Source organism: Spirochaetales bacterium, assembly GCA_016930085.1.
Lineage (GTDB): Bacteria > Spirochaetota > Spirochaetia > SZUA-6 > JAFGRV01 > JAFGHO01.
The window spans coordinates 38,169-56,333 of record JAFGHO010000124.1 but is presented as its reverse complement, the minus strand read 5'-3'; the positions used below and the strand labels follow the sequence as shown (position 1 = coordinate 56,333).

Annotated in this window: 6 protein-coding genes; 1 reads left to right on the top strand and 5 read right to left on the bottom strand. The window is 49.9% G+C overall.

What is annotated here, in order from left to right:
• Positions 1-3 precede the first annotated feature (3 nt).
• The 5 genes from JW881_20740 to JW881_20720 form a co-directional block, all read right to left on the bottom strand.
• Positions 4-1,593, bottom strand: a complete 1,590-nt coding sequence (locus JW881_20740; GenBank protein ID MBN1699949.1) for an ABC transporter substrate-binding protein — start codon at positions 1,591-1,593, stop codon at positions 4-6.
• A gap of 211 nt (positions 1,594-1,804) precedes the next feature.
• A complete protein-coding gene (locus tag JW881_20735; GenBank protein MBN1699948.1) occupies positions 1,805-2,905 on the bottom strand; it encodes a PilZ domain-containing protein in 1,101 nt (366 codons plus the stop codon).
• A gap of 28 nt (positions 2,906-2,933) precedes the next feature.
• Entirely contained in the window at positions 2,934-4,748 is a 1,815-nt protein-coding gene (locus JW881_20730; protein MBN1699947.1) for a response regulator, read from the bottom strand.
• 104 nt (positions 4,749-4,852) lie between these two features.
• Positions 4,853-10,192: a hypothetical protein gene (locus JW881_20725; protein ID MBN1699946.1), complete on the bottom strand. Its 5,340-nt coding sequence runs from the start codon at positions 10,190-10,192 to the stop codon at positions 4,853-4,855.
• Between the two features lie 14 nt (positions 10,193-10,206).
• The gene (locus JW881_20720; protein ID MBN1699945.1) at positions 10,207-15,663 is read right to left on the bottom strand and encodes an Ig-like domain repeat protein; all 5,457 of its coding nucleotides are present in this window, start codon (positions 15,661-15,663) and stop codon (positions 10,207-10,209) included.
• A gap of 295 nt (positions 15,664-15,958) precedes the next feature.
• Between JW881_20720 and JW881_20715 the strand changes: the two genes are divergently transcribed.
• Positions 15,959-18,160, top strand: coding sequence for a hypothetical protein (locus tag JW881_20715; GenBank protein MBN1699944.1), 2,202 nt, complete (start codon positions 15,959-15,961; stop codon positions 18,158-18,160).
• Positions 18,161-18,165 lie beyond the last annotated feature (5 nt).

The window sequence follows — 18,165 nt, the reverse complement described above, 5'->3', positions numbered from 1 at the left end:
CCGTTAATCCTTGGTCGTTTCCGTAAGCATTGAAAACTCGAGATGACCGCTGAGATTTAGTTTTTTGATATGAACATTTTTTCTTACCGCGCTGGTCAATATCCGCTGATAGGTAAAGATAAAATAGGCATTATTGTGAATGAACTCGTCCAGTCGTTTAAGCCGTCTTTCGTGTTCGCGGGGATCGGAAACATTGGCCCAGTTGTGCATATTTTCGTACTCCGGATAATTATATGGTGTATGATTGATATGCGAGAGGCTGCTTAAAAGCAGCGTATCGCAATTGAACAACATATCGATAACGGGATTATCGACGATAAAAACCGTGACATCGTACATTGTTGTCGGTTCTGTTCCCAAAATCCTGGCCATGTAAGGTGCCCGCTGATTGTATTCCAACTGTGTGACAATATCAATATCCAGATTGACATTAATATCGGCAAGGTCTTCATTTACCATCCTGATTACCGTCTCGGTGATATCGGTGGCAAATACTTTCAGCGTAAACCCCTCCCCGTAACCGGCGCCGTTCAATAGCTTCCGGGCCTTTTCAGGATCGTATCCATAGGGTTTGAGGTTCTCGTTAAACCCGAACTCACCCGGCCTCCCGATCGACGCCAGTTCGACACCCTTCCCGTATTCCGCATAACGGATAATCCGTTCCATATTCACGGCATAATTGAGCGCCCTTCTCACCCTTACGTCTCTTAACGGTCCCTTGTTTTTAAGGGATATCCATATGGAAGAGAGTACCGGTCTTTCCATAAGATCGGTATTGACATCGGCCTCGATCTTTTTACTGTATTTACCCGGCAGATGCATAATGAAATCAGCCCCGCCGCCGATAATGGTTTCAAGCCATCTGTCGACCGGCATAATTCTGAACACGAGGTTTTCGATTTTCGGAAGAGACGGATTCCAGTAATCAGCGTTTTTCGTCAACACGATCCGCTGTCCTTTATCCCACTTCAGGAATTTATACGGCCCTGTTCCGACAGGATGCTCTTTCAGTTTCTCCACAGGATAATCTTTCGGGATCACGGCACTGAACATATGCATCATATTATAGACGATGCCCGAGACTTCATACAGGACGAAATTCACCGTATACCTGTCTACGACCGCAACCTCCTTGATATGAACAAGATGGCGTGTATTCCAGATAAGGGCGGTTGCCGATTGAACGGCCGGGTCAAGATGCGTGTCGAATGTATGTTTGACGTCATACGCATCGAAAGGCTGTCCGTTATGAAACCTCACCCCCTGCCGGAGTTTGAACTGGTAGATTTTTTCATCGATCTGTTTCCAGGAAACGGCCAGCCCCGGCCTGAGATTTCCATCCGCATCGACATAGCAAAGGGAATCGTATATGATGCTGGAAAAGGTACCGATATCCGGATCATTCGCGTGAACCTGGCTCAGAGCCAGAACATCAGCGGTATAGTTTAATATGACAAAGTTATTGCTGTCCGATGCGGAAAACTCGTCGTCGAGGGTTTCATGGATTACCGTTTCATCTTTTCTTTTTGTCTCGCACGAACATACAAGTACGGTCCAGGCCAGAAGAAGCATTATTATGTTTCCAGCCTTCATCTCCGGTCTCCTTTCAGGAACAATACAGGATAAAAGACTTGCCTTACTAAAATTGTATAAACATTAGAAAAAAAATCCAATTTTTTCGTCTATATTTTACGGAACCTTATCATTTTCTTTACAAAATGTTAAGCCGGACTTTCCCCAAAACGGATTAAGAAAAATCATCCCGAGAAGGCCGCATCTACTGTCATTAACGGGAACCCTGTTCTTATACGTTCAGGACCGAACCCAAACGCTTGAGGTTCTCCGAGGAAGGATCGATAAACCGTATCCCAAAGCCTTTTTTTACGATTCTGTTGAACCTGTTCTTCACAACTTCACTCCTGACGACTTCCGCACGGCATTTTAACACGACGGTATTTTTATATTCTATTTCAATCACAACCGTTCCATTTATTCTGAAAAGCGACAAATCGTCCGTTTTCACAAACGCGCCGCCCAGCGAAATATCGCGGGTGCGAAGATTGACCGTTTTGGTATAACCGCCTGCGATTCGCCGGGTTATCGCGACATCGAGTTCCCGCCTTTTTCTGATGTACCGCCGCTTTTCTCCGCCGTACCTTTTCAGGAAAAATCTCGATTTGAGAAAACGTATCGCTTTCGCAGGTGCATCGGTCTTGAAAAAAAGAAAAGCAATAATTCCGGATAACAAAATGATCGCGGCCGTGACGATAACGGCAACAGCATAAAGGCCGGGCTTTTTCGTCAGTTCCGTTTTCTGAAGGTAGTTGCCTGTCGAAAAATCGATGACATGTTCGCCGGGAACTTCCGCCGTCTCCTCGATTGCTATGTCATCGTAATAGGCGATTCCCGTTGTTAGCTGGCCGTAAAAACCCAGCCGTACGACCACGGGAAGCTCCTCCTGATCCGGCCCGGTTTTTCCGTACACGACAACGTGTTCCCAGTGCGAGCCTGTATCCCTGAGGTCCCTCGAAGTGTTTTTCAGACCGAGTACCGTAATATTCGCCCCCGTCTTGTCTGCGTCCGCCTCGACGATCTTTATCCAGCAGGAAAGCCGGTAAAAGGTATCCGGTTTGACCCCGACCCATTGGATCGCCCTCGAATCATTCGGGAGAATATTGGCGATCGCGAGGCTTCTGTTGCCGGAATGGCTGTCGGCCTCATTGATATAAAACCGGACCGCGTCTTCGGTTTCCAGAAACGCATCGTAACTCCACATCGCGACCGACCCCATATAATCCTCTTCAAAGCCGCCGTTGCGTATGAGGTTGGTACCGGCAACGACGCGGAAGCATAGACACAGGAGTAAAATAAAAAATATCCGATAATACCCTTTTTTACGTATCATTACTATTTATTATATATGTATTCGCTTTTCATGCAAGTTCGGCGTCGATTTCTTTTTGAAGGGATTCATAAATAAATTGGTATATCTTGTCCCTGACGGCGGATTCGATATAGGCGCCGAACATGATAATGTAGACGGGTTCGCGGTCTATCGTATACCGTTTCCCCACGATTTCCCCTTTAAGGGAACAGATTTTCCCTTTCAGGTGAAGCTGAATGTCTTCGAGAAGCTTTTTCCCTTCGAGGTATTCGCTGAGGTCCTTTCCGAAACGGCACGCCATGCCCACCGAACTGATATCATGGAGGACGCCTTTGTGTACCTGTTCCGAGATTTTGAGGCTGACGGAGACGGACGGCATTCCCCTGCAGTCGATCCTTATATATTTTCTCTTCCCTTTCGCCTCGACGGCTTCCAGGGCCTTTATAATGATGTCCTTGCACTGAGCATAACTCGTCCGCAGCCGGATAAATCCGCACTGTATCCTCGCTTCCAGCAGATACTTTTTTGCCATGTCCGCCGTCCCGTAAAAGGTGAGTATCCCTATCCGGACACCGGCCGTTTTTTTGTCGGTCATGAGATTTCTTATATACACTTCCCATTTCTTTTCCGGGAGAACGGCGTCGAGATTGATAAAAAGAACCGACGATCTGTATTTTGCCAGAATCGACGGAAGTTTTTTGTGATCGTTGATGATATAAGCCTGGTATTCGTTTTTAACGATTTCGACAATGAGTTTTTCCTGGATAATATTGTGGGGGTAGAGGAAAAATACCTTGCACTCGTAAACATCCCCGTCGTCTTCTTCAATCGCTTCATCGACATCTTTCCTTTTAATCTCCCTGATAAAAAAATGCTTCTTCAACGAAGGCGAGAGAATGTTCGCGAGTTTCTTTTTCACATTCTGAGAATAAGCGGCATAATCGTTACCGCCGCTCAATTCCACAAAGCGCTTCGCGTATCTGGCCGACTCCATGCCCGTTGTCACATCATCGATCGCTTCTATATTATCGCAAAATGCCGTTCCGACACTCGTGGTAAGACTCATCTCGTATTTCGCGAGTTGGAAGGGGGACTTGATCATTTCGATAAACGCCTGTGTCCTGCCTATAAAATACTCGTCATCGATGACTTCCCGGTTATCCAGCAAATGCACATAGGAAACGATAATAAAATCATTATCGGAACATTGGTACAATTCCTCGCTTTCATATAAATATCCCTGAACCTTCCGTACGATCTGTTTCAAAAGTTCCTGGAGGATCTGGCGGTTGACGATGGTACAGATATCGTCATAACCGTCGATCGAAAAAGAAATGATAAAAAATCTCAATTTCTCTTTTAGCAATGGAATCATGTCCTCGATATTCTTCAGGAGAAGATGCTGGTTCGGCAGACGCGTAAGGCTGTTGAAAAAGAATTTTTTTTCGATCATCACCATGTTTTTGTATTTGTTTTCGTAGTATCCGGCGATATGCGCCTTTTTAGCAAGACACGCGTTTACCGCACCGAGAAGATCCTGCGCGGAAAAGGGTTTTATAATATAATGATCGACACCGATATTCAGACCGCTTCGTATTTCCCTGATATCCGCCTTATCCGTTATCATGACAAAAGGAACAATCTGTTTCATCGGGTGTTTCTTGATTTCCCTGACGAGTTCGTATCCGTCTTTTTTCGCCGGGCGTGTATCGCAGATAATGAGATCATACTCCCTCTCCAACGCCAGCCTGAATCCCTCTTTCCCGTCGGACGCCTCTTCGACCTTATTGCCGCCTTCGGAAAGGACGGTGGCGGCCGTTTTGCGGAGAATTTCATCTGATTCGATTATCAGCAGTTTATTCATGGTATCGGTTACTTTTTATCATAATACATGGACCGCGGCTTTTCAAACAAATATCATGTAAAAGGCCGCCGTCCGTAAAACGGCGGCCTTTTACCGGATTGCCCTTACAGAATACCGATCCGCAGACCGGCCGAAAATTTCGGTTCGACCCCGCCTTCGATATCGGAGGAAAGCACCCACAGATCGAACTCCGTGTAGATGCTGTACGTATTGAACGCCGTCATATCCTCAAAATGGAACTTCGCCACTTCCCACTGAAAGAAAATTGCGCTGATGACGAGTCCCTTGTCCGTAAACGCGATCTCGTCATCGGACATGGTAAAATATGAGAAATTCGCTCCCAGCGCAAAAGACATGGAGAAAAAAGCCCAATCGGGTCCGAATAAATAATCGAACGGGAGTTTGAAAATATTAGCGATCAATTTCGTTCCGATCACCAACCCTGAAAACCGTCCCGGCGGGGCGATCCCCGCCTGAACCTGAAGCCGCACATTCTGGTCGAAAAAGGTAAGACCGAGTCCAGCGTTTACGACAGTGGCGCCGAGTACCTGTGTATCGAAATACATTCCCTGTATGAACTCCGGGATCGAATATCCCGATTTGTCGCCCTTCCTGAGATTGATGGAAATATCCTCAAGACCGTTTTCATCCGAGGCCGTTCCCAGCACACTGATTTTATCATTGAAGCGTTTCCCTTCTTCGGGATTGAGGATGGTGACCGCCGGTGCCAGGTCATCGTTATTGACGATCGCTTTGGTCACAGCAAAGTGGTCACCGCAGGAGGCGCGAACCATAATCCGGACATCCCCGTCGGTAATATTCTGCGTTTCGAGTCTGAACTTCCATTTTTTTGTGCCTGATGCGGATTTGAATGACTTTCCGTTATCGAGACTCACCTCGATGCGGTCGACGGAATTCTTCTTGAGCAGCCGTTGATATTCTTTGTAGGCTTCCCCCGCCTCCTTTTCGACGGGATCGAGAAAATACCCGGCTTCGCCTTCGAGCCACGGCCTGTCGGTGATGAAATCTCCTGTTTTGAGGTTGGTAATCTTTACCCAGACCCCGCTTCTCCCGTATATGAGCTTTTGTTTTCCTGATGAAAGCGAACTTCCGTCCTCGAGGGAGACCGCCGTTTCGATCACATGTTCTCCGTCGGAAAACTCATCGGGAGAACATTCCCGGCTGAAATAACCGTATTCGTCCACATCGATGGACTTAAGAAGAACATCATCGACGAGTAACGAGACAGCTTTAACCGGTTTTTCAGAAATCACCCTGCCGCACAATGTGAAATATCCGGAGACCGATTCTCCGTCCGTCGGGAATATCTGTTCGATCCTGTTTACCACCGTTTTCTGCTGGACCCGTATGTTCCGGGTCAATATACTCACATTCTCGCCCCTGTCAGCGGCCTCGAGCTGAAGATTGTACCACCCCGCTTCGAGATCACTGATATCGATCCATTGTGAAAAAACGCCGTCCGTGGCAAGGCGGAATTCTCTGACCCCGCCGTTTTTCTCCGTTCCCGGCTCCGCATACACCGGAGCTATTTTCAAAGTGAGTGACGCCACAATGATATTGTCGAACACCCTTCCGTCGATCAAACAGGCGTCGTCTGCAATCTGTCCGTCAAACGGCGCGTCAAGGGAGAGAACCGGGGGGGTGTTGTCGACGTTGAGAATAGTCGCGTGAATTCCCTCCGTCCCGGTATTGTCGACCGCCTTTACCAGAATGCGGTGGACCCCATCCGGGAGGAGCGCCGTATTTAACCGGTACGACCATTCTTCACTGCCGTTCATGAGACTGTAGGAATTACCGTTATCGAAGGACAAGGAGACGTTCCTGATGCCATTGGCATCTTCGGATATTCCCTCGAGTTCGATGATTCCACGCGCGGTTACTTCGATATCCGGTTCATTCAATTGTGAAACGGGCTCCGCTTTTGAAACGAAGAATCCCGATTGGACGACATCTCCCTTCAATCCTCCGATATCCTCGGCCTGGACTTCGATCGTATGTTCGTTGTCGGTAATGTCATCGAGGCGGACCGGGATGCTGAAACTGTTCCCGCCGTCGATTCTGGTGAACTCATTGTCATCGATCCGGTATGAGATACCGGCCACCCCGTCGTCATCGAATACCATTCCGGAAATAATGAAATCGCTGCGAAGAACCGCGCCGTTCTCCGGTATCTGTATCTCAACGACGGGCTTGTCCGCTTCGAAATCGATCGACAATTCCGGATTCATCACGGATGTATTGCCTCCTTCATCCGAACTGCGGATAAAGAATTTTTCCGGAATCGTTTCGTAGGAGGCCAGATCGACATTACGGGAAAACACCTTTCCCGTCATTATTTCTTCGAAGGTCTCACTGTTATCACTGAACTCCGTTTTCGTTATTCTTCCCGCATCCTGAACAAGACCGGTGACGGTGAACGTTCCATTCACCTTTTGCGTTATCTCCGGCGTAATAAATGAGATAACCGGCGGTTCCGTATCCTTTTTCAAAAGAACTCGCCGGGTCGCTATGTTATTACCGCCATCCTGCGCCCGGATGACCAGCGAAAAGTCGCCGTCGGCGATTCCCTGAAGCATAATCTCTTCGAAAATGACTACCTCGTCCCCTTCCCGCGTCATAGTGAGAAAGGAAAACGTGGCCCCGCCGTCGGTCGAATATTCGACATTGTCGATACCGGTATTGTCGTGCGCCCTGCCCTTGACAACGAGCCGTTCGCCGACCCAGGTTCCGGCGGCCGGTGTTTCCAGCTCGATTTCGGGGGGATTTGCGTCCGCCAGGAAGATATACGCATCCGAGCGGTACTCCCTGCCGTCCGCCGTCACGACAGTGATTTCGGTTTTCGGGCTTATGCCGTCTTTCTGAGCCTCGACGATAGCGTGATTACCACTCCACCGCGCATTCAGAAAATCCGAAGGGGGGTTCAGAGTCACCGATGCGATCTCCCTCCCGTTGACAAATCCGACAAACGGACGACCCGGCTTCATCGCGACCGATCCGTCATCCGCGATTCCGGAATCGATAAAATATAGCCCTTCCCTGTCGTTGCCCTCACCGCCTGCGGTATCGACGGCAAAAAAGAAGGATTGATGAGCCGCGGCCCCTCCCGCTTTATCGTACACCCGGATTTCGACTTCATTTTTTCCGAACGGGATATCTTTCGGCAGCCCCAAAGAAAAACCGCCACGTGTTTCGCCTTTTTTGACGCTTACGGAAAGCTTTTTAAACTCACCGCCGTTCACCCGGTATTCCCCCTTCACGACGACGGCACTCAATTCGCCTTCGAGTTTCGCTTTACCGTCGGCGCAATAAATCGTCATGCCCGGATAAAAACCGGTTTGTTCCTGTGAGCCGTCGACTCCACTTATCGTAAGCTGGTTCAATTCCTGACTGAAATAAGAAAAATCGGAAACAAAACGAAAAGCAGGAGAATAAAAGACCTCGTCCCTGTCCGTCGTCACCTTGATCTTTGCCTCTCCGTCGAAGCTGCCGGAAGACGGTGTGACGGTAATACTGCCGTTTCGTTCGGAAACCGACAACTCCGGAATGTCGGGTTCAAGGGAAACCGACGCCACCCTGTTGCCGTGAAAAAATGCGTTAAACGGATAGTCGGGAGAAAGAGGTACGCGACCGCCCTCGAGCCCCGCATCCGCGTAATAGATGCCGGGGGGCCCCTGCCGCTTCGCATAATTGGTGAGATAGACGAACGATATGAATTCGGTTTTCCTATCATGGACATCGATCGCGGTAACGGCGAACTTGACGATGCCGTAGGGGAGGTTTTTCGTTACCGGGATTTCAAACTGCTTGAGAAAACCATCCGACGTATTTTTCAGGGAGAGGGATTTTTCCGGTTCGCCTCCGATTCGGTACTGCACCTGTTTGAATCGTTCATAAGCGGTTATGGAGCCGCGGAGAAGGGCATTATCGTATCTGTCGACCGCCATACCGGGCAGAAAATCCGAGGTTTCCCCTTTTGAGACAAGGCTTTCCATAGTAATCGCCGCCGCCGCCCCGGTATGAACAAACTCGACCTTTTCCCGATCTCCCTCGACACCATTGATATCGATACCGTAACAGGTAATCCGGTGTTTTCCCGGCTCGAGATTGTCGAGTGTAAAGGAAAATCCTTCTTTTACCGGTACACTCACCGCTTCACGATTATCGATCACATAGACCAAAGAAGCGCATCCGTCATCGTCATCGGCAAAACCGTAAACCTCCACATTCCCGCTCGTTGTCCCGTCCGGTGTGGGCTGCAGAAGCCTTATCACCGGCTTATCCGCTTCACGGTCGACTGGTATTTTTAGATTGACCGTCCTCGTGTTGCCGGTAATATCGGTCACCGTAAAGGCCACTGCCTCCGTCGCGCCCGTAAATCCGTGAAAAGCGAATTCTTTCGACCAGTAGGGATTTCCCGCCACAAGCCCTATTTCACCCGTCTCATCTCTCCATTTGTAGGTAAGCGACTGTATTCCGACTGAGTCCGTCACTTTTCCGACAATTGTCGTTTCTCCTTTGACTTTCTCCTCGGGGGGCGGATACAATATTTCCAATTCGGGTCCCTCGTTATCCACGAAAAAGAGAAAGGATGCGTAGCCGGTGGAACCAAGGGTATCGACACTCTTCAGCCAAAACACATTCGGTCCCTCTTCCTTTTTTTTCGTGTCGATCGAAAGGCTGAAATAGTATGCGTCTTCCTGCTTGTCGTACCTGAGTTTGAGACGTTCGAAATTCTTTCCATTGTCTTCACTCACATAACATTCTTCGATACCGTTTTTGTCGGTAACATAGCCTTCGAGTGCGGTTTTTCCCGACACGAGGGCGCCGCTTTGTCCTGATGTAAAATAATGTACCGGCCTCGAAGTATCGATATAGAAAGCCCTCGAGAGTTCTTCCCCCTGAGTGCCATTGATATCCGTTCCGCGCACCGTCAGAGTATGTTTACCGTCGGCCAATCCCTCCGTCGAAAGCCTGAACGACCAGAAATCCTTTCCCTCCGCCTCGACAAACTCACCGTCATTGATTTTAACCTCGACTTTTCCCACCCCGTCGTCGTCGACGCAGGTGCCGACAATGTTCAGGTGGCTGCCGCCGACCCGCATACCCGGTGTTGGATTGGTGATCCCGATCTCCGGCAGGTCGGACGAGGGATCGATAAATATATTGATCGGCCCGCCGTAGGTGATATTTCCCGCCCGGTCCTTTCCCTGGACGATGATATTGTACATCCCCTTCTTGAGACCCGACACATCGTATTCATAATCCCAGTTTTCCAGCCCGTTTGCCGTGTTGTATGTGTTGAGGATATTCCCGTCCATCTCCGGAACGGGAGTCGGTGAGATCTCGTCCCCGTCCTGTGCAAACGCGAATGAAGTTGTTATGATCAAAAAAATGCATAGTGATAGTGCTATTCCGTATCTCATCACGACCTCCTCTCTTAATTATTAGGCATGAGTTTGGAATATTCAATATGATTACTCAACCACCCGACAACGGGAAGATCCAGTCCATTGTTCGTGTACTCATCGATATTGGTATGGTTGAATTGTTCCATACCGCCTTTCGGAGGTGTGAAAGCCGGTATCGCCATAATTTCCCAATTTCCCGAATATGCTTCCGATGTTCCGCCGCCGAGAACGCCATGGTCGAGTGAGGCCATGGATGTCGTGGGATAGGCCACCCGTAACGGATATTTTGTTCCATTATACGAATCCGAATAATACGAGAGAAAAGCAATCCCGTCGATAACCGTTATATCCGTCCACGTACCGACAGCGAGATATGCGTCGATCGTGTAGACGGCGACCGCTTTCGTCGCCCAGGTAATCCGCGCGAACTTGAGATTCGCGTTTCCTCCGTCATAATAGGCAAGGTACACATAAGTTCCGTCATTGGTTACAGAGACATACGAACCGCAGAACGGGGTGGAATCGACCACAAGCTGTGTCCATGTCGCGCCGCTATTGGAAAGGTTGCCCGATGTGTGATTCGACGAATACCGAATTTTTAGATTTGAAGCGGTCTGATCGTAATACGCGATCGCGATATCCCCGCCGATCTTTGTCATCGCGGTGTACGCGCTCGAGTTGCCCGATGTTCCAGGAATGGCGAGATTCCCATTGGAGGCAATCCGGTAATCGCGGGTCGGTTCATTGAGGTTGTCCGAGGTATCGCCCGTTGTCTGGAAAGAAAAGAACTGGATCTGTTCACGTGCGGGGTGTGAGTCGTAGTAGCTGATATAGACCTGTGTTGCCGAATCCGTGCCTTCGACGATGATGTTCGGATATTTGAAGCGGTTCAGCTGCCTGCTGTCTCCGGATCCGCCGTTTACCGTGCCGTCCCAGTCGGACCCGGCCAGTTCGATTACGCCATTGACGCCGGCGTATGAATCATCGATCCTGGCACCCCCCTGTTTGTTGTTGTAGTTCAACTGCAGATATCCGATAGCATTCCCGGAAAAGGCGTCTTCCGATGAGACGATGTAGTATGTATTGTCGCTGTTCCGCGCGATCGCCGTCTGCCGCTCGAACCACCTGCCGACGAGAGAGGTAGAAGCGGAATCGCCGGTCGTAATGTAGGTATAGCCGTTATTGTCATTGCAGTAGGAGAATATCGGCTGATCTCCGGCCATGTACATGTCCGGATAATAGAAGGTCTGATTTCCCACACTGCTCATGACTTCGGTCGTGTCCCACACATGGAGATACCGGTCGTCTTTCCACTGCGTCGTCCTCGGCATATTGACCTCGGACTCGAGGTTATTGTCCGTGTCCGCGTTCATGTTATTGAGAGTCGGGACACCGTTGATGAATACGGTCAGGTACCCGGACCGGGTTATCTGTTTCCGGATTCTCAGCTGCGTCTGCGTGGGTGTTCCTGTGATGTTTCCGGTAATATCCAGCCCGGAAGGCGATGTAATGGGCGCGGAGGATATTCTAACATTATTCGGTCCACCAAGATTGTAGCCGGACACGATAAAATAATTGGATGGATTCGAATTGAGGTCGTAATCGATCGAATACTTGCCTGTCGAACTTCGGAGCACATCGATCGAAAGCCCGTATCCGGAGGCGTTCGAGATGCTCGATATATAAGGAACGACATCGTAATCACAGTACGAATTACTGCTGTTCGCATAAGGATCGTTTACAGCGAATGTGGCCCGTATATCCGGACCCGCGGCATTGGTGACCGTAGTGGTATCCCATGTGTACGACCATGTAATCTCATGCCCGTCGGAAGCGGTCAGCGACTGTGTGAGGATCTTAAAATTCTCATCGTCCCTGAAGCCGTCGATATCGAGATCGGCCGGTTGAAGCATGTTTCCCACCCATTCCGCGATAACGAGACCCGAACCTGTTCCGTCAAGGGTAAGGGAAATCGTACTGATCCTGTGGTTGTCCGACGCGCTCCCCGTCATGAGAATGGTACCGCTGACATCGGCATCCTGGGGAGAATTGTCGTAGACGCTGTTTCCGGGAAGTTCGATATGCCCGTCGACGATGTGTTCCGACGGGTCCCCGTCGTCATCCGTATCGAGATCGTCGATAACGATCACCGGATCTTCCTCATCGTCCTTGTCGAATGTGACCCAGACCGTCATGGTCGTGACTTCGATATCGTCATTGTCGGTGATCATGCAGGTAAAATAGGTATCCTGATCCGAATATGAAGAAAGCGAAATATCGAGAACGGGAGACGAGCCGCTCTGAAGCGAGGTTGTTTCATGAAAAAACTCATAATCGGCAATGCCTGGAATCGTTCCTCCCGTATCCTCGGCATCGATCTCAAGGTAGAACCTGTTTCGCGCCTTGAATCTGTTACCGGACGAATAGATCGTGTTGTTATAGGTACTCTGCTCGTCGCCGTCGACCGTGTTGCTGAAATCGACGTCGCTTCCCACGGTAATGCCATTGATCTGGGGCTTGTAATTCTTGATACAGCCGGTAAATGAATAATGGGTACCATTCAGGGCGTTATCGAAAATCACATAATGAATGTCGATTTCCCCGTCCGGGATATTGGCCGATGTAAATGTCGCCCACCAGTTCATCGTCGAACCCGAAAGGGAGAGTGACTCCGGGTACCCGTCGTTGTCCCCGTTCGGTCCCGTATCGTTTCCGAACTCGTTTTTGTCGTCGATCACGATCTTGTAGGTTGTGTTACTCGTATAGGGAACGTTTCCGTTTCCGTCGCCGAAATCGAAGGTCCCGATAGCGGTCGAGCTGTCGTATACCTTCGGATTGAACACCAAGCCGCCCCGAATAAAATAGACATGTATCTCCTTTATGCCGCTGACCGCCCCGGAATCCTCCGCTTCTCCCTGCATGAGTGCGTAAACACTAGAACCGTGAATATCGCTTGACGCCCCCGTATAGGCCGTATTTTCGGGATAACTGTTATCCACATTAAAATCGATCAGCTGCAGTTTCCTGAAACCGGTGTTATCCTCCGCTCGCAGCCTGAGGTAGAGTATGCCGCTTGAATCGTCGAACTCGCCGCTGTTGATTGTTTCGGTGTCAACCGTGATATCGAAGTCGTACGTCGCGAGATAGGGGGTGGCCACCGACGACCAGCTGAGTCCGCCGTCATAGCTGATATCCAGCTTGTCGACCCTCGTGTCGTCGGTCACCCTTCCGGTGAGGTGAAACTCGCCTTTTACATACGAACCGGAGGAATGGTTTAAACTCTCGAAACCGGGTATCGTATCGTCAAAACGGAAGGAAAGCACACGGGCGTTTCCCTTGACCGAAGGAGAAATCCCCCCGTCCTTTGTATCCACGGCGACGACCCTGACCGTTATATCGCCGTTATGGCCGCCCGTGACATGATAGAGCTCGCCGTCCGAGTTGAGTGTCTGTTTCCATGTGATGATCCCGTCTTCGACCGGATACCATTTCGTTTCATCCTCGAACCTGTCGCCGGTATTCCCGATGGGAAGATCGACGATCGTGCCGTCCAGGTACCCGGTATCCAGGTCCCCGTTCAAATCGTACTGATGGGTAAAAAAGCCGTCGTTATCGAGGTCGATACTCATATACACCCCATAAAGGCTGTCATCGTCGAAGGCCGTCCCCGTTACCAGGGTGGAACCCCCGATATTCGCCCCTTCCTGGGGCGAGAGGATGGTCACGTTCGGTTTGTCCATGTCGTTATCGATAAGGAAATAGTAATCGTCTTTGGTCCTGACGTTGCCCGCCTTGTCGGTGACCTGCGCGGTCACATAAAGCCGCCACACCCCCGGCGATCCCGGTTCCTCCTCCGCGTACTCGTCGTCCGCGTAACTCTGGCTGTCGATCTCGTACTCCCAGTTGTATTTGTTCGTCATCGTAAGCTGGCTGGGGCTTTCTCCAATCCGGAGTTTTACGTCCGTGATCTGGGTGTTGTCGGACGAAACCCCCTTGATCAGAACAAGCCCGTTGACCGTACTCGAATACTGCGGATTGAGGAAGGTGATTTCGGGCAGGGTTCTATCCACGATTACCTGGAGATTGTAATATGCCTTTTTCTTTTCGATCGTATCCTCGGTCGCCTTGACCTTGATGAGTATGGATCCTTCATCGGGATCGGTCACGTTATAACTCCAGTCATCCCCGATGAGGGTAGCGAGTTCGTAGGTATCGCCGTCGTCGAGACTGACCTCGACTTGCTCGATCCCCTGAAGATCGACCGCTGTCCCGGAAATTGTGAAGTTACCGTTGATATAGGCGCCCTGTGTCGGCTGCTCCACCGTAATCGTCGGGGCCCCGGAATCGACGATAAAACCGACCGCGGGGTCGGTCGTCCGCTGATTGCCGTTTTCATCTTCCGCCCGCACGCGCAGTGAGTACTGGCCGTCGGCGAGGCCGTCCAGAATATAACTCCAGCTTACCGATTCGGTTCCCGGATTCGTTTCATCGGCCCCTTCCCAATCGACCTCGGGAACGGATTCACCGTCTTTGATGATGTAGATTTCAGTCGATCCAGCCTTTACCCCGTTTTCATCGATGATTTTACCGCTTAATCTCGCGTTACCCGACACGACGTTTTCTTCCGGAATCGAGTCTTCCGACGGGTTATATATTTCTATCGTAGGTTTATCGAGATCCTGATCGAAATTATACGATATGGAGGTCTTGCCTTCGTTAGCGAGGAAATCCTCCATCGTCGGATTCGATACTTCGCCCGAATATATCTTGAAAAGGTCTTCGATCGACATCGCATCCCCGCTGTTTGCCGTCTTGACATCGGCATAATGATAAAAATCAGTCGAGGTATTACCCGCATTGTCTTCTGCGGTGATCGAAAACGAATAACTTCCCTGCGCGGGAACATATGAAATGCTGTCAAAATAATACGACCAGCTGTTTCTTCCGTCCGCGACCTCCTGGGTCAAATCCTGCAGGGTGATCGTGATGTTTTTAATGCCAAAGGTATCAGCCGCCTCCCCTTTAATTGCAACCGTTCCGTAGTAGGAGGCGTCTCCGCCGTAAACAAGCGGAACATTGACCACGATTAAAGGCGGCGTGTTGTCGAAATAGAGAAGTATGTTCTTTTGCGTGGTTTTTCCCGATGAGTCGGTGATAATGAAAACGACATCCTTTTCACCATCGAGATATGCGGTCGTATCGACCTCACAGCTCCACGTTTTCTTTTTATTGTTGAGCGCGGCATCGATAAACGTCACGCCCCCGTCAACGGAAACCTGAACACGCGAGGTTTCTTTGTCTTCCTCGAAGTTTCCGCTCAATGTGACGATTCCGCTGACATACTCACCGTTTGAGTGGCTGGAGACGAACAGAAAAGGCGGATTGATATCCACCTTGTCGCCAAGCCCCGGTTCGAAAAGCTCGCATGAGGTGATGAAAAACATAGCGATAATAATAAAAAAAAGAGAAAGGTAAAATCTATTCATGGTAACCCCCCTTAACTGATGGAAAATCCATCAATCCGTCCTCTTTTTCGCAGGCAGCAAAAAAAAAGTGCATAAGGCTCCTTCCTCTGCACTTTTTCTCAGATTTTTTTTGGTTTATTACTAATCTCTTAGATAAATATAATATCAGAAAATCCGAAATTCAAGTTTTTTATTCAATTTTTACTCCCGGTCCCGCGATTAATGAAGGGATGATTGTGCAATCGGTATATGTTATTATACATTGAAGATGACATCATCCCGCATGATATACCGGCCGGGACAGGAGGATGAATCGGTGGGAAACAGAAAAGAAAGAAAACAATTCACGTTATATATGGTCATTAATGCTGTCTCCTTTTTCCTTCTCAGCGGGAACATCATCACCCTTTTCGCGTTGAAACTCGGGGCGGGAAACATCCTGATCGGCGTTCTCTCATCATTCCTCTATATATCCTATCTTATGCCGTTGATCGGGAGAAAACTGGCCCCGCGCTTCGGCATGATCGGGCTTATGGGGGGATTCATGCTGGTCCGGTATCTTTGCATGATCCCGCTTCTTTTCACACCCCTCGCCGGGGCCTCTGGAAATCCGGCATTGGCACTGATACTGTGCAGTACCGGTGTTTTCACGTTCAATGTAGCCCGAGGCATCGCCGTTACCGCGTACAATCCTATTATCGGGAGTCTGGCCACGGAAAAAGACCGCGGCTCTTTCTTTTCCCGGCTCGCGCTGGCGAACCACCTGGCATCGATCGCCGTCAATATCGCCATCGCCCTTCTTCTCGGCAAGGACGCGTCATTGGGCATGTATACCGTCTTCATCGGGGCCGGCATCGCAACGGGGATTGTTTCTTCCATTATCCTTCTACGCATCCCTGAACCTCGTAATACCCATATCATGCTGAATACCGGTTCGCTGCGCCGGGCATTTTCAAATGCGTTCCGGCGGAAGGATTTCAGAAGGTTTATGGCGTCCCATCTCTCCCTTTTTTTTGTCACCGCCATGATCGGTCCGTTTCTTATCGTTTTTATGAAACACGTCTACAGACAACCGGACAGCGTCATCGTTTATTTCATCGTGGCGGGTTCCCTCGGCGCCATTGTTATGGCTCTTGCCAGCGTCTTTCTCCTTGACCGGCTTGGGGCAAAGCCGCTTTATTTCTTCTATTCGCTGTTTATTACCCTGGTCTCGGGTATTTCATGCGCAGCCCCCGTCCTGCTTCACCCGTTTGTTTTTTCCGCTTATGCGGGCCTTCTTTTTTTCTTCTTCCGGTTCGGTGAATCGGGACTCAATAACGCGGGTCTTGTCTATTTTTTTTCAACGATTACGGAAGACGAACGGCTCGATCTCGGCGCCGTCTACCAGATATCGATGGGCCTTTCCGCCTCTGCCGGATCTGTTTTGGGCGGTCTCCTCCTCGACGGTATCGAGGCTGTTCCAACGATAAGCTCTCCCGATGTGTTCAGAATTTATTTTGGGGGACTGCTTGTCCTTTCCCTTTTAGTGAATATACTGATTCTCCGCCTGGACAGGCAGGGAGCGTATTCGATTAAAGACGCTTTTTCCGTCATTTTCTCACCCAGGGACTGGAATGTCATCGGTATATTGAACCGACTTCAAAAATCGGAAACAATCACCGCGGAACGGGACGCGATAAAGGCCCTTGGCGGAAAACCATCCGGATTGTCGGTGGCCGAACTCCTCCGGCGGCTCGAATCGCCCCGTTTTTCCGTTCGGGCGGAAACACTGAACGCCCTCGGCAGGTTTCCGATTACCGACACCATTGCCGCCGCTTTGATTAAAGAAGTGGCGAGACATGAGTTTACAACGGCGTTTCTGGCAGCGAAAATCCTCGGCAAAAAAATGGTAAAAAAGGCGGTGCCGGTATTGAGAAACTCACTCCGGTCGGGTGATTGTTACCTTTCGGGAAAAGCCATGACGGCGCTGGCCAGACTTGAAGACAGAAAAAGCATCGCGGCCATCGAAACGATAATCACCGAATCGGATAATCCCCGGCTCATCATTCACGGGGCCCTTGCACTCGAACGCTACCGGCACGTTCCCTCAATCGAAGCCCTGCTGAAAAAAATGTGTTCGGGGCTTCGTCCGTTCATACAGGACGAAATCATCCTCGCCGTTTCCGGAATCATCGGATTCGGTTCCTTTTTTTATCCGCTTTACCGGCTGTTTCTCCAGAGCGGGGAAAGGGCCCGTATCCTGCTTTCCGAAACAATCGATAAAAAAGCTGTCCATGATAAACCGTATGATGACGCCCGCATCACCCTGAAACGAATAATCGAAGAGGGATTCGTTCTTACATGCACAGAAGGCCTTTCTCTCGTACTTAAAAACCTGCCTGAAAGCGGAAACGGGCCGTCATTTTATTTTTTGAACGTCCTCAGAAACCATCCCGATCCCCCCAAAAAACTCGTATTTTTGATGGTTGCGTATATCGTATGGCGGTCAAGCGGAGGAGGTACGACCGAATCCGACTGATTCCG

Coding starts and splice junctions, on each gene's coding strand:
- JW881_20720 (MBN1699945.1), bottom strand. CDS start 15,663: ATGAATAGATTTTACCTTTCTCTTTTTTTTATTATTATCGCTATGTTT.
- JW881_20735 (MBN1699948.1), bottom strand. CDS start 2,905: ATGATACGTAAAAAAGGGTATTATCGGATATTTTTTATTTTACTCCTG.
- JW881_20730 (MBN1699947.1), bottom strand. CDS start 4,748: ATGAATAAACTGCTGATAATCGAATCAGATGAAATTCTCCGCAAAACG.
- JW881_20725 (MBN1699946.1), bottom strand. CDS start 10,192: ATGAGATACGGAATAGCACTATCACTATGCATTTTTTTGATCATAACA.
- JW881_20740 (MBN1699949.1), bottom strand. CDS start 1,593: ATGAAGGCTGGAAACATAATAATGCTTCTTCTGGCCTGGACCGTACTT.